At 47.4% G+C, this 16,580-nt stretch carries 17 protein-coding genes and 2 tRNA genes; 6 read left to right on the top strand and 13 right to left on the bottom strand.

All coding sequences use genetic code 11. The annotated features are described in order from the left end of the window. Positions 1-201: 201 nt before the first annotated feature. The 6 genes from H3001_RS06980 to H3001_RS07005 all read right to left on the bottom strand — a co-directional run bounded on the left by H3001_RS06980 (position 202) and on the right by H3001_RS07005 (position 4,062). Positions 202-274, bottom strand: a tRNA-Trp gene (locus H3001_RS06980). A gap of 50 nt (positions 275-324) precedes the next feature. After that, positions 325-927 (bottom strand): uracil-DNA glycosylase family protein, encoded by a 603-nt coding sequence (locus H3001_RS06985; RefSeq protein WP_178243969.1) that lies wholly within the window; start codon positions 925-927, stop codon positions 325-327. An 11-nt stretch (positions 928-938) separates the two neighbouring features. After that, positions 939-1,565, bottom strand: coding sequence for a hypothetical protein (locus tag H3001_RS06990; protein ID WP_178243967.1), 627 nt, complete (start codon positions 1,563-1,565; stop codon positions 939-941). Positions 1,566-1,629: 64 nt separating this feature from the next. Beyond that, a complete protein-coding gene (locus H3001_RS06995; protein WP_181214492.1) occupies positions 1,630-2,280 on the bottom strand; it encodes an AlbA family DNA-binding domain-containing protein in 651 nt (216 codons plus the stop codon). An 18-nt stretch (positions 2,281-2,298) separates the two neighbouring features. Continuing rightward, positions 2,299-3,594 (bottom strand): L-cysteine desulfidase family protein, encoded by a 1,296-nt coding sequence (locus tag H3001_RS07000; RefSeq protein ID WP_178243964.1) that lies wholly within the window; start codon positions 3,592-3,594, stop codon positions 2,299-2,301. A gap of 57 nt (positions 3,595-3,651) precedes the next feature. Then, positions 3,652-4,062: a hypothetical protein gene (locus H3001_RS07005; RefSeq protein ID WP_178243962.1), complete on the bottom strand. Its 411-nt coding sequence runs from the start codon at positions 4,060-4,062 to the stop codon at positions 3,652-3,654. Positions 4,063-4,175: 113 nt separating this feature from the next. Between H3001_RS07005 and aroB the strand changes: the two genes are divergently transcribed. Together aroB and H3001_RS07015 are read left to right on the top strand one after the other, a co-directional pair. Next, on the top strand, positions 4,176-5,228 hold the full coding sequence (gene aroB, locus H3001_RS07010; RefSeq protein WP_178243960.1) for a 3-dehydroquinate synthase: 1,053 nt from the start codon (positions 4,176-4,178) through the stop codon (positions 5,226-5,228). Positions 5,229-5,375: 147 nt separating this feature from the next. After that, positions 5,376-5,450: transfer RNA gene (locus H3001_RS07015), tRNA-Pro, on the top strand. Between the two features lie 245 nt (positions 5,451-5,695). Here the strand turns inward: H3001_RS07015 and H3001_RS07020 are convergent. Then, on the bottom strand, positions 5,696-7,078 hold the full coding sequence (locus H3001_RS07020) for a hypothetical protein (RefSeq protein ID WP_181214493.1): 1,383 nt from the start codon (positions 7,076-7,078) through the stop codon (positions 5,696-5,698). A 606-nt stretch (positions 7,079-7,684) separates the two neighbouring features. Continuing rightward, positions 7,685-8,080, bottom strand: a complete 396-nt coding sequence (locus H3001_RS07025) for a DUF6249 domain-containing protein (RefSeq protein WP_181214494.1) — start codon at positions 8,078-8,080, stop codon at positions 7,685-7,687. A gap of 139 nt (positions 8,081-8,219) precedes the next feature. Between H3001_RS07025 and H3001_RS07030 the strand changes: the two genes are divergently transcribed. Both H3001_RS07030 and H3001_RS07035 read left to right on the top strand, forming a co-directional pair. Then, a complete protein-coding gene (locus tag H3001_RS07030; protein ID WP_178244492.1) occupies positions 8,220-8,771 on the top strand; it encodes an RNA polymerase sigma factor in 552 nt (183 codons plus the stop codon). Further along, positions 8,768-9,142, top strand: a complete 375-nt coding sequence (locus H3001_RS07035; protein ID WP_181214495.1) for a hypothetical protein — start codon at positions 8,768-8,770, stop codon at positions 9,140-9,142. The genes H3001_RS07030 and H3001_RS07035 overlap by 4 nt, the downstream gene beginning before the upstream one ends. A gap of 241 nt (positions 9,143-9,383) precedes the next feature. Here H3001_RS07035 and H3001_RS07040 read toward each other — a convergent pair whose 3' ends face one another. The 5 genes from H3001_RS07040 to H3001_RS07060 all read right to left on the bottom strand — a co-directional run bounded on the left by H3001_RS07040 (position 9,384) and on the right by H3001_RS07060 (position 14,714). Next, positions 9,384-9,914: a hypothetical protein gene (locus tag H3001_RS07040; RefSeq protein WP_181214496.1), complete on the bottom strand. Its 531-nt coding sequence runs from the start codon at positions 9,912-9,914 to the stop codon at positions 9,384-9,386. A gap of 302 nt (positions 9,915-10,216) precedes the next feature. Then, positions 10,217-11,923, bottom strand: a complete 1,707-nt coding sequence (locus H3001_RS07045) for an acyl-CoA dehydrogenase family protein (protein WP_178244495.1) — start codon at positions 11,921-11,923, stop codon at positions 10,217-10,219. A gap of 13 nt (positions 11,924-11,936) precedes the next feature. Continuing rightward, positions 11,937-12,785 carry an energy transducer TonB gene (locus H3001_RS07050; protein ID WP_181214497.1) on the bottom strand — a complete coding sequence of 283 codons (849 nt, stop codon included), beginning with the start codon at positions 12,783-12,785 and terminating at the stop codon, positions 11,937-11,939. Positions 12,786-12,801: 16 nt separating this feature from the next. Next, positions 12,802-13,821 carry an electron transfer flavoprotein subunit alpha/FixB family protein gene (locus H3001_RS07055; RefSeq protein ID WP_178244497.1) on the bottom strand — a complete coding sequence of 340 codons (1,020 nt, stop codon included), beginning with the start codon at positions 13,819-13,821 and terminating at the stop codon, positions 12,802-12,804. Between the two features lie 5 nt (positions 13,822-13,826). Further along, positions 13,827-14,714, bottom strand: coding sequence for an electron transfer flavoprotein subunit beta/FixA family protein (locus H3001_RS07060; protein WP_178244498.1), 888 nt, complete (start codon positions 14,712-14,714; stop codon positions 13,827-13,829). A gap of 258 nt (positions 14,715-14,972) precedes the next feature. Here H3001_RS07060 and H3001_RS07065 point away from each other — a divergent pair, with 258 nt between their 5' ends. Continuing rightward, the gene (locus H3001_RS07065) at positions 14,973-16,178 is read left to right on the top strand and encodes a mechanosensitive ion channel family protein (RefSeq protein WP_181214498.1); all 1,206 of its coding nucleotides are present in this window, start codon (positions 14,973-14,975) and stop codon (positions 16,176-16,178) included. A gap of 30 nt (positions 16,179-16,208) precedes the next feature. Beyond that, positions 16,209-16,577 carry a thioesterase family protein gene (locus H3001_RS07070; RefSeq protein ID WP_178244500.1) on the top strand — a complete coding sequence of 123 codons (369 nt, stop codon included), beginning with the start codon at positions 16,209-16,211 and terminating at the stop codon, positions 16,575-16,577. Positions 16,578-16,580 lie beyond the last annotated feature (3 nt).

The following is a 16,580-nucleotide window of genomic DNA, read 5'->3' on the forward strand; positions in this document are numbered from 1 at the left end:
GTAATCCAATATCTGTGTGGGCAGTACAATACTGGCCAACATGCTCAAATAATCGTTTTCCATGCTGTAAAGTAAAGAACTATTCGATTAGATTACAAATTTATCCCCACTAAATTTCTACTGAGCCTATTTACTGAGTGTCCCTTATTAATCCATAAACGAACGAGGGCTGAAACTTGATGTTTCAGCCCTCGTTCGTTGCACGGGAAGAGAGGCTCGAACTCCCGACACTCGGTTTTGGAGACCGATGCTCTACCAACTGAGCTATTCCCGTGTTTGCGTGTGCAAAGGTACGACAATTTTTTATATATGCAAGCGTTTCGCTTAAAAATTATCCATTTCTATCAAACCAAAATCTGCCAGCATCTTCCGGTAGACTTCCGCTTTCTTTTCCAATTTCAAAGGATAAGCCCTGCTGGAAGAAGGCATACGGTACAGATACAACTTCCTGTCGGCAAATTCAAACGACTGCCGCTCTCCCACCGAAGGAGGTTCAATATGAAAGGTCTCACAGACTACATCAGTCGCCTTCTGCCCGGTAGTCACAATCCCCCTGCACTGCGGCAACTGCCTCAACAGTAATCCGATATCAGTCGGCTCAACCACCTCCAGAAATTTATCCGAAGCATTGTCCTGCAGACGCCTCACACTCGAAGCCGCATCATACAGTGCCACCCCCTTTTCACTTAAGAAACCGGCAATCTTCTCCTTATCAAAAGCCTTTTTCCCCGGCTTCAGAAAAAAATCCCTGTCACCGAAAAAAATAAATCCGAAAATCCGCCACATATCATTCTGGATATTCGGATAAAAGAAATCCATGCTCCACCGTTTCTGCTGAGGCGGAAAACTCCCTAACATCAGAAGCTTCGCCCCTGCAGGCAGAAAAGGTTCCAGCGGATGATTCTCCACCAAAGGCAATCCCTCCATATCTTCAGCCGTTATGCCTTAGGTTTCGGCTCTTTCTTTGCCAGTACTACGATATTATATACATAGTCACTCATCCAGCTTTCCGAATAGCCGAGCGCATGCTGGTAACGGCGGATATTCAGACAAGTCTTATGCACACTGTCATCCTTCCAGTCGAGCTTGGTCAGGATATCATGTACCGCTTTGTCCGTCATATTACGCAACATCTTCTTGAACATTCCCGGCATGCGGAACTTCCACTGCATCAGGTTGCCGATCACCATCATCAGGTCCTGGCTGAATCCCTGGAACATGAACAGATAATTCTTGATATCATTCACATTCTTGCAGTTTTTCTTGATAGACGCATCAATTTCCTTGAAGAACGCATCGTTCAGTCCATAAATTTCCACCAACATTTTCTTGCAGCGCGACTTTTCCGCAATACCCAGTTTATTGTTCTGAGTAGGAATTTTCAGTGTACGCTTGAACACTGCCATATCCGGCAAGAAGTTGATATTACTAATGCCCAGTTGTGCGGCCATTACAGCCTGGTAATACACCCGGATCAATGTCATGAAATCCTCCATGCCCCCTACGCGTACCACATCCTCAGCCTCTTCCTGCTGTTTCTTTTTAAAAAGTGTAAAAATACCCATATTATTACGTTTGTTATTTTATCATTCCATTTCCGATACAAAGATAGGCATCTTTTATCGTATTTCAGTCAGTATCTTTCAGTTTAAAATAAAAAGTATGCTCAACGAACACCACTTCCACCAGTTCAAAACGGATAAAGTCGGCCAGCAGCTGCGTACACACCCTGCGTTCCAACCCACTCTTCCGACTGCACTGATTCAGTGTCAGTTTACCTTCCCTGTCCAGTACCTCCAGCAACTTTTTCTCTTCTCCCGTATATACCACACGAGGCGCATTCTCCACTTCGGCATTCTTCCAGATTTCCAGATGTACAGCCGAAGCCAGAATATTCTCATCCGCAATCCGCACATACGCCCACGGACGGTTCGATTCATCCAAAGCACAGACCGGCTTCCGGTCGCTTTCGGCCACATACACCTCCAGCACATCCTTTCCTTCCACCCGGAACCGCCGGTTGACCAGCGGAACCACCGGCTTGCAATACATCTCGGCCGCAGCCTCAATCATATACACCTCTTCCTCCCAGTCCACTCCGGCTATCCTGCCGTTGTCTTTCACACCCACCAGCAACCGGCCTCCCTTCGTATTGGAAAAAGCAGACAGACTCCTCGCGATTTTCCGAGGATCCGAAATCGCAAATTTAAAATCCTGACGCAGATGCTCTCCCTCTGAAATCAATCCATGAATATACACTGTATCCTGATTTTCCTTCATAGCCAGTACAGGGTACTATCAATCACAGTGCTTGTGAGTCATCATATCCAGGACCATCCGGTCTGTTTCATTCATTGCTTCCGACCCGATTCGGGTCAGGTTACGGATACTCCGGTCTACGTCCTCCTCGATGATTCCCTCGATGGATGACACGCATTTCTTCTCCATCGCCAGAATGGCCGAAAAGACAGCCGTAGAAACCCCACTCGTCAGTTTCAGCGCACAACTCGGTTTGGCACCGTCACAAATCATACCTGTCAGGTTCGCAATCATGTTCTGTACGGCAAACATCACCTGCTGATATCCTCCTCCCATCAGATAAGTAATACCACAGCTGCTTCCTGTAGCCGCCACCACACATCCGCACAGCGCCGACAGACGTCCCAGGCTCTGCTTGATATAGATTGCTGTGAGATGGCTCAGAATCAGTGCACGTGTCAGTTCTTCCTCACTCTTATGATTGTCATCGGCATAGACCACTACCGGCAAGGTAGCTGCAATTCCCTGATTACCGCTGCCCGAATTACTCATGACAGGAATCATGGCACCCGCCATACGCGCATCGCAGGCAGCAGAGGTATAAGAAAGAATGTGTGTAAACGTATTGTCGCCCATGACATCCTTCTCACTCTTGCTTCCACGGAGGATACGTCCCAGTTCATGACCGTATTTTTCGTGGAAAGAGCGTTCGGCCGCAGCCTTGTTCAGGCGCTTGGCCTCAAGAATGAAGGAGATTTCTTCCAACGGAGCCGTAGTGGCAAAATCATAGACTTTTCTCAATGACAACTGTACGTCGCCCGCTTCCTGTTCCGATTCCTTGCCGGAGCAGGCATCCAGAAGCACTTCATCACCCTTGCTGACATATACAAAATGCGTATGTCCGCCACTGATGATGGCCTTTGACGTTCCGTTCTCTCCCGAACAAGAGACTTCAATATACAGTTTCTCTTCTATATTTTCTTTCAATGCAATGCTGATGCATTGGGCATCGATCATCTTTTTTCCTTCCGCTACCCATTCCGGAGTCGAATCTTTCAACACTTCCAGCTGATATTCCGATTTTCCGATAAGGGCTCCCAGTGCCACGGCGATGGGCAATCCGATCATTCCGGTTCCGGGAATACCGACTCCCATTGCATTCTTCAGGATATTGGCACTCAAATAAACTTCTATCTTTTCCGGACGGCATCCCAAAACCTCCGTTGCCTTAGCCGTACACAAAGCCACGGCAATTGGTTCTGTACAACCGATTGCCGGGACAACTTCTCTCTTTATCAGAGCTACTATCTGCTCTCTTTCTTTTTTTTCTATCATAGTCTTAAAATATTGTCCATGTTAAACCCACCCGTCCAGGAGGCATATCCGACGAGTTTATCCCCTTTTCTTAAACTGCTGTTCGATGCGGTGTTTCTTGGAAAGGAACTCAAAGCACAATACACAGAGAATCAGGTACACGATGCTGGTTGAATCGTCTGTGGTCTGTACTCCCCCCTTCCACATTGCACTGACCTGTACGAACAGATAATATATTCCCCACAAGAAAAGGGCATATTTCAGTGACTTGCCACGAATCTGGGCCGTCTTCTCACACTCGTCCTTAGTCCGGGCCAGCAGAATCATGAACAGACAAGCCCAAATACCCAACTTGACTCCCGATTTTATATAAAACAAATTACTGTCATCGACGTAACCGAACATATAAAGAAGCATGGGAGTAAATACCAGCAGAATCAACAGCGCATACCCTGCAACCCTGCACGATACCGGTAATATTCCTTTCATAATTATAGCATTTTACAAGATTTCCATGCAAAAATACTTAATTGTAAACGATAGCCAATGTTCTTCTGAGTTTTTTTCTATTTTTGCACCAAACATCAAACAAATACATCTTTATGAGTACACAGCAAGTCATTATCTGCAAGCATCTGCAAACCGACCTGGAGCAATCCATGGCCCGGTGTCCCCATGATAAGCTCTTTGTGCTGACCGATTGTCACACCCATCAGTATTGCCTGCCGCTTCTCCGTCTTCCGGAGGATACTACGGTCATACAGATCGGGGCAGAAGATATACACAAGAATCTGGAAACCCTGGCGTATGTGTGGAACGAACTGAGCTCCCGCGGAGGCACCCGCCATTCCCTGCTGATTAATTTGGGAGGAGGTATGGTGACCGACCTGGGAGGGTTTGCTGCGGCCACCTTCAAACGGGGAATTCACATGATCAACATTCCGACAACCCTTCTTGCCATGGTAGACGCATCGGTAGGCGGAAAGACCGGTATCAATTTCAACGGCTTAAAGAATGAAATCGGTGCGTTTGCTCCTGCCGACAGTGTGTTGTTGGACTGTGAGTTTCTGAAAACCCTGGATCACCCCAATATCCTGTCGGGATATGCCGAAATGCTGAAACACGGACTGATCAGCACCGACGCTCACTGGAACGAACTGATCGGTTTCGACCTGGACGATATCAATTACAAGCAGTTGCAGGAACTGGTCGGACAGTCTGTACAGATAAAGGAAAACATTGTACTTCAGGATCCGCGGGAGAAAGGCATCCGCAAGGCGCTGAACTTCGGACACACCATCGGACATGCGTTTGAAAGTTATGCACTGGAAAAACAGCAGCCCGTACTGCACGGATATGCCGTGGCCTGGGGAATGGTCTGTGAACTCTATTACTCGCACCTCCGACTGGGATTCCCGAAGGAGAAGTTGCGTACCACTGTCCATTTCATCAAGGAAAACTACGGAGCACTGATGTTTGGCTGCAAGGACTATGACCACCTGTATGAGTTCATGCTGCACGACAAGAAAAACAGTTCCAGCCAGGAAGTCAACTTCACCTTGCTCCGTGATGTCGGACAAATCGAGATCAATCAGATTGCCACTAAGGAAGAGGTGTTCGAACTGCTGGACTTCTATTCCGAAACCATGCAATAACCGCTGTCCGGGACATTATACAGAATCGAAAAGCATCCTAAGGGCAATAAGGAAACATTTTTCATTCCGAAAGAAAAGTTTCACAATAAAAAATACAGAATTGCGCTTGTTTTATTAAAATAAAGTAGTACCTTTGCAATCGCAATTCGGGGTGTAGCTCAGCCCGGTTAGAGTACGCGTCTGGGGGGCGTGTGGTCGCTGGTTCGAATCCAGTCACCCCGACTGGAAAAAAGCATTGATAATCTGATGATTGTCGGTGCTTTTTTTATTATATCCGACTCCCCCACTTCCTTCTGTCTCAGTTCTTTCCCCAGCTCCCTCTTCAAGGCTAACTGCTCCAACTCGGAGCAGAAAGGGCAGTAATACCACAGGAGAGGAGACCAGCGGATTACTTTGCAAATTTTTAATCTTACACAATCAACAGGGTTAAGAAAGCATCGTTTTTCACCTCATAAAGACTCCATATCTCAGAAAGGAGCATTCATCTTATCCGGACTGGAAATAATCAGGCAGCCTCTTCCATTGCCCAAGGTATAGATTTTATCCCCTTTCACCAGCATCTCCGAACGAGACAGACCGATTCTGCTCTTTACTTTGCGGTCCTTATCCAACAGAAAACATTCCGAAGAATCCGCCAGTGAAGAAACCAGCATATCCTCTCCGAAGCGCGCAGTTTCTACATATACCTGTTCCGGAGGATATGCAGCCAGCACGTCCAGCCTGCTGTTTACCAACGCGACATCATCCCAGGCTGTAAACAACGGATATACATTGCCCGGACGATAAAGCGGCGAAAAAGCCTCGCCCGAAGCATCCCGGAGGAAGAGATGACCGGATACAAAGTTCAGGAACTTTCCCCAGTGCTCCTTATCCCATTCCTCGGGAAGATAATCCAGATTCAGTTTTTCTCCCGTCGACTTCCGGAAGGCAGCAAAAAAGGGTTTTCCAACCTTCAACACCCGGTTTCCGAAAACTCCTGTCCCCTCATTCAACATGAACAGCGTATCCCCCTTGCACACCAGACGGGCACCGGCAGTTTCCTTCTCCGGAAAATCGTACCGCCAGATTTCATTCAGCGTACTGTCCATGCAGGCCAGATGTGTCCGGTCTGAAAAATAGTAACGTCCCTCCTCGTTCAATACATTGGAGAACAGTCCCCCCGTCCTCCCGTTAGAAGTCGCCATAGCTCCTCCCCCCAATGCAAAAGACAAGGCACTCAATGCACCCACCGCGAAATTTGCCTTCACATTGGGTATATTTGTCTTGGCCTCATGCACCTTAAGTTCGCCGGTCTGCAGATTCAGCAGACAAAGGTTATCGGCGACAAAAAGCAGATGGTTTTCACCGACACGCTGCAGGCTCCACCATGCACGGCCTGTACGGCAAGGAATCTCCTGCTCCCACAGCAGCTTTCCCGTACTCAGCTGCAGGCATTTCACCTTGTGGTTAAACTCACTCCGATAACCGATCCATACATCACGTTCCACATCAATGTAAGTTGTCAGGATTTTCTCCTGTCCTACCTTTTCTCCTGTCCTGCAATCGTACAGCACAGCCTTTATCCCCGAAGTATACAACACTTTGTCGGTCAGCAGACTGACAGAAGCCAGACGGTAATCCAGTTCGCGTGTCCATAAGGTCTGGCCCGTAGTGGCATCTACCACACAATACGTTCCTTTATTTGTATAATACCCTTTTTTTATCGGGCGCATGGTCAACAATACATAAGGAGAATTTTCAGAAGTTCCCACCTGATAAAAGTCGGCAGGCAAAGGGATACTCAGTTTTTGTGCCGGCAGCATCGAAAAGCATAGGCATCCTATCAGCAAAAGCAGCATTTTTTGAATCATAGTAATCTACGTTAGGTAACAACATAACAAAATTAGCAATTCCCACCAAAATCACCAAACAAATGCAAATGAATTTATCGCTTTCACGATACCTTCCGCAGCACAAGATAATGCCTTCTTTACCCCTCGGCCAGAGGTTGTCCGACCTCCGTACGAAAGTCGTATACCCCCCATACGGAAGTTGTACAGCCCCGCTGCGGAGGTTGAAATAAACCATCATGTCTTCCATTGATATCACAAGGGTACAGGGCAATATTATTCATGGGAAAAACGAATTCGGAAAGCCTTCGGTATCATTCAGGAAACGTACGGACATAAAAAAAGGAGTACCGCTGTACTCCAACCTTTGTTAACCTTAAATCTAATACTATGAAAAACACATTGCAAAGATACGGACTTCTGACTAGTTGCCAAATTTTCCAAGAGAAAAACTATGTTTTATAACACGTTTTAATAATCATCTGGGATTTACATATACTTTTTAACAAAAATCTCCCTGCGATACGTTGCTGCATCTGCAGTTTCCGTATCCGCAGGGAGACTGGTTTTCTTCACTTTTATCGGTATAAACCGGCCTTTACCCACCGTGCCAAAGGCAGACACCACTCATTCCTCCTGTTTGCCAGTACACTTCACCTCTATCAGGAAAGCAACCACCGATCCGAGTCCGCCTCCCAGCAATACACTGGCCGCATAGATAATCGATACGGTTTCCTTTACCGTATGCGAAACCTCCTCGGTAAAATATTCCGGTTGTGAAACCAGTGCCAGGGAGTAACCCACCAGCAATCCCAGTCCCAGTCCCAGCAGCAGACACCCCAAGCGCAACGGACTGAACGAAGCAGGCAACTTCACGTTCAGTTTCTTTCCGCTGGTAAGGTCTTCCGACGATAATTTCTCAATCAGCATCATCCGCTCCCTGCGGCAGGCAAACAGTTCGAACAATTTATAAATCACTCCAAAAATAATGGCCACATTGGCTACTACCATCAATTCTTCCATATTCTTTTCATTTTAAAGATAAATATTTTGTTTCTTTGTCCTGTTAGACGCCACTCCGGGAAAGCGGTTACACTTTTTCCGGGAATTTTTTTCTTCTCTCCCTGTAACCGGCGGCCCGATATTGCGTCTAAACGGACAAATGAAGAAAAACGAGGCACATATCATCATGCAGATACTGGCAGGAAAGGAGGAAGAATATGCCTATTTCCTGGATACGTACGGACAGGCAGTCTTTCACCTGATTGTCCGCATGGTGCATGTAGAGGCAGATGCCGAAGAACTGACACAGGATACCTTCATGAAGGCTTTTGAACACCTGGGATCGTTCGGCCAGCAAAGCAGTTTTGCTACGTGGATTTACCGCATCGCCTATAATACGGCCCTTTCTTTCCTGCGGCGGAACCGCCAGGAGGAAGTGCTGGCACTGGATGAGAGGCAGTGGGAAAATCTCTCGGATACCCGGATAGATGAGGAACTCAATGACGACTCGGAAGCACAGATCCAGCGGCTCCAACAGGCGCTGACACGGTTGACTGCCGAAGAAAGGGCCCTCGTCACACTCTATTACGAAGAGGAACGGCCGGTGAGTGAAATCGGACAGATCTTGAACCTGTCGGAAAGTAACGTAAAAATCAAGCTGTTCCGGATACGCAAGAAACTCTATGTACTCCTTCAAAACGACGACAGATGAACGACAACGGAAAATGGGAAGATAAAGGAATCAGACAGGCGCTGAAAAGCGAAAAGCCGGTGAGGCTTGCCAGCAATTTCACCTACCGCATGCTGCAACGGCTGGAGCAGGAACGGCTCAGAAAGGAAAAACAGCGGGAACGACAGTTGTTTGTACTCATGGTCTGCACTACCCTGTTCATGGCAACCGGATGCCTGGGAGGACTGTACTGGTGGTACAGCGAACCGCTACTGGCCTTCATTCACAGACTGGCCGGACAACTGACATTTTCCAGAGAGTGGGGATTTTACCTCCCCATGCTGGGTACCTTACCGATACTGGCCGGATTCAACTGGTGGCTGAGAAAGAGGTTCCGCCACCTGCTGGAATGATTCCTCCCGCCAGTCCGCCGTATGTTCTGAAACATCCGTAAGGAAACATTCTCAGAAAAAATGCCGTATCCCTTTTCACAAAGGCAGATACGGCACTATGAATAATCAGTAAAGAAAGTTTCATCCGGAAATCGCTGCAAGCCCGACATACAATAGGCTCAAGCCTCATCTCCGGGAAACCGACACCGGCTGGAGACATTGCAGCATTCTCCAGTCCATGTTCATGGACAAAGCGAGAAAATCAGGGCAAATATCCTTTTTTATAATAAATATGTGCTTCATAATAGTCGCCCGTATACTTGCTCAGCGTCATGCAGGTATTGCCGGGTTCCATGAACACATCCCAATCGTACTCGCCGCCTGACAACTCGACGATATGCATTTTCTTGCCCGGTCCCATGCTCCATTTAAAGTCCTCAATGATTGGGGTTCCCGACCAGAAAATACGATAGCTTCCATGCTTCTTGTCACTTTCAAACATCATGCTGTATTCCATATCCGGATCATCGTATATCGTGACATTTCCCTGGTTATCCGAATCCTGATACAATATCCAGACTCCCACAAAGATATCCGGACTGTAATACGGAGGTTCCTGAGTATCTCCCCCTTCGTCTCCGCCACCACCTCCGGTTCCATCCGTCAGTTCTCCGTCATCTTCATTGCCCGGAGTGTCTCCGCTGCACGATGCGAGCGACAGTCCGCCTGCAAGCGCAAAAAACATGGCTATCATGAAAAAGCCATTCTTCACATGTAATAGAAATTTTCTCATACGCATATGTGTTATCTTTTTTTAATTACTTTCCGCCTTTCTCAGGCAGATTTTTCACTGCAAAATTACGGGTTGGCACGCAATGCCACAATCCGCTTATCCCCGTATTCTGTACCAAAGAATTTATGAGGAAGGCTAAATGAGAATAATTTGAAACTATTACAGCAATTTTATTTCTGTATATTTTTATTTACAAACAGAAACGGGAATATACCTACAAAAAAATCTCCCTGAAGATTCGGGAAAACCTTCAGGGAGACGCTATGATCAAGGTGCAGACAGCACCGTTTCCTTACGGATGATTATTTACGGTAGCTTTCCAATTCTTCGGCCTGGAACTTGCGGATGAAGTTGAAATGCTTTTCAATTTCAGCCTCTGCATAGTTCACATATACGTTCAGTGACTTACCGAACATTTCCGGAGCCTTGGTAGCATCCTGCAAGAGCAGATGGCTCATTACGCAGACTGCAGCCATTTCGTACAGACGACGGGCTACCAGATCCAGCAGTTCCTGGTTCTGTGCTTCCTTGACTGCATTGGTGCAAGCCTCAAACTTACGTGTCATGTTCTTGATACGGTCCATGTATCCTTCGTATTCAGGAGCGCACGGAACCATTTCGTATTCATGCAAAGTAGCCGCATAAGCTCCGTTGGTCACATAACGGATAGCCGCAACGGTCTGCAGCTGAGTAGTACCTTCGTAAATGCTGGTGATACGGGCATCGCGGTAAATGCGCTGGCAGGCATATTCCATCATGAAGCCGGAACCTCCGTGAACCTGAATACAGTCGTATGCATTCTGGTTGGCATATTCAGAGTTCATACCCTTTGCCAGCGGAGTAAAGCTGTCGGCCAGTTTGGCATAGCGCTTCTGTTCCTGGCGTTCTTCCGGAGTCAGTTTGCGTTCGCGGGCAATGTCATCCAAAGCCTTGTAGATATCTACATAACGGGCAGTCTGGTACAGCAGGGCACGGCCGGCATCCAGTTTTGCCTTGATGGTAGACAGCATATCGTATACTGCCGGGAATTCGATAATGGCTTTGCCGAACTGCTTACGGTCTTTCGCATAAGCCAAAGCCTCATTGTATGCAGCCTGGCTCAGACCTACTGACTGAGCTGCAATACCCAGACGGGCACCGTTCATCAATGCCATCACGTATTTGATCAATCCCAACTTGCGTTCGCCGCACAATTCAGCCTTCGCATTCTTGTACACCAGTTCACAAGTAGGAGAACCGTGGATACCCAGTTTGTTCTCGATACGGCGTACATCCACTCCGCCGTCGTTCTTGTCATAGATAAACATTGACAAGCCACGGCCGTCGTGTGTACCCTCTTCCGAACGGGCCAGTACCAGGTGCAGGTGAGCGTCACCGTTGGTGATGAAACGCTTCACACCGTTCAGGCGCCAGCAGTTGTTTGCCTCATCGTAAGTAGCCTTCAGCATCACACTCTGCAAGTCGGAACCTGCATCCGGTTCTGTCAAGTCCATAGACATGGTTTCACCGGCACAGATACGAGGGATGAATCGGCTGTGCTGGTCCTCATTACCGAACTCATACAGGGTTTCGATACAGTCCTGCAGTGACCAGATGTTACCAAAACCGGCATCCGCAGCAGCCACGATTTCGGCACACATGGTATACGGAGTAATCGGGAAGTTCAGACCACCGAAACGGCGCGGCATCGTCATACCGTTCAGACCGGCCTTCACCATTGCATCCAGGTTAGCCTTAGTACCCGAAGCATATTCCACACGTCCGTTGGCACAGTGAGGACCTTCTTCGTCTACACCTTCTGCATTGGCAGCGATGATTTCACCGGTAATCTCACCGGTAATTTCCAGTACTTTATCGTAAGAATCGATGGCATCGGCATAATCCTGCGGTGCGTAATCGAATTCGTCTTTATCTCTATAGTCGCGTTCTTTCAACTGACAGATACGCTCCATCAACGGATTGTTCAAGTGAAACTTGAGTTCCGGATGTTCTGTATAAAAGTTTGACATAATCTTATATTTTTTATTTTAAGGCTTTTCGGGCTTGTAATTTAAATGTAACAGGTACTGTATAACGTATCCTTATGAATTCTCCAAATCGCACAGCAGGCTCCCATTCGATTTTCATCAAGTCTTCCTCAACAAAACGTATCGCTTCTGCCCTTAGATAATAATTGTCCACACTTTCAGGAAGAACATTATAACCCTTTATCCGTCCACCTTTGTCAAACACCAGTTGCACAATTACTCTGCCTTCTATATGTTGACTGGCAGCTTCTTCCGGATAACGTATATGTTCCTTCATAAAAGACAACAATGCATCTGAACCACCTGGAAAAACCGCCATACGTTCCGAAGGATAAAAATCAATCTCTTTTCCTTCTTTATCGTATACATGACCGCCTTGAGAAACACCCTTTTTAAATTCTTCTGTACGCCATAACGTACCATCAGGGTAATACATTTCAACAAGGCCTTCCCGTTTATCCTTTATAAAATGGCAGCGATACTTCAATTTGCCATCCTTATAAAACCGGCAGTATTCTCCTTCTTTTTTTCCCTTGACATTAGTATATGTATCAGATGGTTGTCCATCGGCATAATAAACAATAGATTTCCCATTCAGCACGCGCCGTTTGGGGTTATCTACGAATTCGGAGAAATGATGTAGATATAATAGTGTGTCTCCAAGATTATAGATTTTTACTTCTATATTCTCTTTTGACAATTCTGTCTGAACGCAATATCTAAAAGCATTCTCTTTACCATCCAGCCATCTGTCTTTCTTATCAAGATAAATAGTATCTTGTGAGAAAGAAGGTACAGGCAGAAATGGCATTAACAGAAACCCTAGCAAAAATCTACATCCCATACTTAGCCTAAAATTATTATTTACTATTCTTCTTATAATACTTAATCATTTTCGGAATCACTTCTTCCACGGTTCCGTTGATTACATAGTCGGCTATCGTATTGATAGGGGCATTCGGGTCGTTGTTGACCGAGATGATGATACCTGCATCCTGCATACCGGCAATGTGCTGGATCTGTCCGGAAATACCACAAGCAATGTACAGTTTAGGATGAACCGTTACACCTGTCTGTCCGATCTGACGGTCGTGTTCGCAGAAACCGGCATCCACAGCCGCACGGCTGGCACCTACTTCGGCGTGCAGTTCCTTAGCCAGTTCGAACAGCATGTCAAAGCCTTCCTTGCTGCCCATACCGTAACCACCGGCGATGACGATAGGAGCACCCTTCAGGTTGTGTTTAGCCTTTTCCACATGGCGGTCGATTACCTTTACCACATAGTCGGTTTCAGGAACAAACTTAGCCACGTCGTGACGGATCACCTCGCCCTGATAATTAGTATCAATGATTTCTTTCTTCATCACACCTTCACGTACGGTAGCCATCTGAGGACGGTGTTCCGGATTGATGATGGTAGCCACGATGTTTCCGCCGAAAGCCGGACGGATCTGATACAACAGGTTTTCATAAGTCACCCCGTTCTTCTTGTCTTCGTGGTTACCGATTTCCAGCTGAGTACAGTCGGCAGTCAGACCGCTGGTCAGTGCAGAAGATACACGCGGACCGAGGTCGCGGCCGATAACGGTAGCACCCATCAGACAGATCTGCGGTTTTTCTTCCTTGAAGAGATTCACCAGAATAGAAGTATGAGGCAATGAAGTATAAGGGAACAAGCCCGGAGCATCGAACACATGCACACGGTCAACCCCGTAAGGCAATACTTGTTTTTCTACATCAGTAAGTGCAGAGCCGGCACAGATGGCTTCCAGCTGGCAACCCAGTTCTGTGGCTAACTTACGGCCCTTGGTAAGAAGTTCGAGACTGACATCGGCCACATGGGCACCTTCCATCTCACAATATACAAATACGTTATTCATAGTCTTTATCCGATAGTATGGTTAGCCAACAGTTCAACAATCAAATTCTCTACATCTGCATCGCTGCCGGTAATGGTCTTGCTTTCCTTTGCCTGGAAGATGATGTTTTCAATCTTCTTCACCTTTGTCGGTGAGCCCGACAGACCGCATTGTTTCGTATCACCATTTACATCGGCCACGCTCCATTCCACAATGTTCAGATAAGGACGGCTTTCGTACAACTCTGCATACGGAAGTGCAGCCCCGTCTTTGGTAAGCGCTGCTTTTTCCTGAGCGCCCAGTGCACGTTTGTATTTCTGTACCAGTTTGGCATTGCGCGGACGGCAAGGAGCCGCACTGCCGTTGACAGTCAGCACAATCGGAAGCGGGCCTTCCACGGTTTCCACACCACCGTCGATATGACGTTTTACACGGATATAATTTTCTCTCACTTCCTGGATTTCCTCTACGTAAGTAACCTGAGGCAATCCCAGTTTTTCTGCCACCTGCGGTCCTACCTGTGCGGTATCACCGTCGATTGCCTGACGGCCACCGATGATGATGTCATATTCACCGATCTTACGGATAGCCGTAGCCAAAGCATACGAGGTAGCCAGTGTATCAGCACCAGCAAACGCACGGTCAGTCAGCAGATAACCGTTGTCAGCACCTCTATATAATCCTTCACGAATCACTTCTGCGGCACGGCCCGGACCCATTGTCAGAATAGTAACGGTAGACCCCGGATGTGTGTCTTTCAGTCTGAGTGCCTGTTCCAAGGCATTCAAGTCTTCCGGATTAAAAATGGCCGGAAGAGCCGCACGGTTGATAGTACCGTCGGCATTCATGGCATCTTTCCCAACGCAACGAGTATCGGGAACCTGTTTTGCCAATACTACAATTTTCAAACTCATTAGATCTATATTTTGGTATTAGTAATTATCTGACGGCAAATTTAGTGAAAGCATTTGTTCTGCAAAAAGATATAACAAGAAAATGCACGGAAGATGTGAAAATGTGCATCAGTTTTTTATTTCCATCCCTTATACGGCCACAGTTTGAAATGAGTCTGGCAGAAAAAGTTTCCGTTTGTTTAACGAAGCGGAACGGGCAGATTTCAAAAACATGTGTATCTTTGTGCATCACGAAAATATAAAGTAATTCACAGAACCATGAACGAAGTAAATGAAGAAATTGCACAGATACTGACCCTGCTGGGAATCCAAAAGGAAAACCTCAGCTGGAGCACCCGCATCACAATCATCATTGGTATTCTCCTGATAGCTTATCTGGCCACCAAGCTGTTCCGCCACCTGATCATGCCGGTCATCAGAAAGATTACGGAACAGACCAAGGCCACCTGGGACGACTATCTGTTCAACGACCGGATGCTCAAGGCTTTCTGCCGGCTAATACCGCCCATCGTACTGCACATACTGATGCCCTTTGCCTTCCGCGACATGGAGTACCTGCTCAATGTACTGCAGAAGGGTTGTGTAATCTACATCATCGTAGCCGGACTGATGCTGATCAACCAGTTCCTGAACTCGCTGTACGAGATTTCGAATGAACACGAACGCCTGCGCAACCGTCCGCTGAAAGGAATCTACCAGATGATCAACCTGATTGCCATCGGAGTGGGCATCATCATCATTATCAGTGTACTGATCAATCAGGATGCCACCACCATCCTGGCCGGTCTGGGAGCCTCGGCAGCCGTACTGATGTTGATTTTCAAGGACAGTATCCTGGGACTGGTAGCCGGAGTGCAACTCTCAGCCAATGACATGCTGCGTCCGGGCGACTGGATTACGATGCCCAAATACGGAGCCGACGGAGACGTGCTGGAAGTCTCGCTGACTACGGTAAAGGTCCGGAACTTCGACAAGACCATCACTACCATCCCTCCCTATGCCCTAGTCAGCGATTCGTTCCAGAACTGGAGGGGAATGCGGGAGACCGGTGGACGGCGCATCAAGCGTTCCCTGTATATCGACATGACTTCGGTACATTTCTGCACGGAAGAGGAAAAGAAACATTTTGTGGAGAAAGGATGGCTGACACCGGAAGAAGCTGCCCAGGCACAACCGCCAGTCAATCTGAGGGTATTCCGTGACTACCTGCAAAACTACCTGAAGCAGCACCCGAAAGTACATAAAGAACTCATGATTATGGTGAGACAGATGCAGCCGACTCCGGAAGGGCTTCCGCTGGAGGTGTACTGCTTCTCGGATACAACGGAGTGGATCAAATACGAAAGCCTGCAGGGAGAAATCTTCGACCACTTCATTGCCATGCTTCCTGAATTCGGCCTGAGGGTCTTCCAGCGTCCGTCCGGAAAGGATTTTCAACCGGCCAATGAGACCAGCAATGCGTAATCAATCATTTATATTCAATTAATCATTTATATGGAAAAAGGACTTACATATACCAGTACGACTCAGGTGACTCCGGAAAATACCGCACTGACGATGGGTTCGGGAGACCTGCCTGTGTTCGCCACCCCGGCAATGGTGGCATTGATGGAAAATGCGGCCATGAATGCCGTAAAAGACCAGTTGGAAGAAGGAAGCTCTACCGTTGGCGCCTCCATCCAGATAGTACACACCAAGCCTTCGGGCATCGGAGAAACCGTTACGGCCACTGCCGTACTGGAGGAGGTGGAAGGCAGGAAACTCTCGTTCAGCGTCACTGCCAGTGACAGCAAGGGAAAAATCGGAGAAGGAACCCATATCCGCTACATCGTAGACCGGGAACGGTTTATGAGCAAGCTGTAAGCC

The organism is Phocaeicola faecicola, from assembly GCF_013618865.1.
Classification (GTDB): Bacteria; Bacteroidota; Bacteroidia; order Bacteroidales; family Bacteroidaceae; genus Phocaeicola; species Phocaeicola faecicola.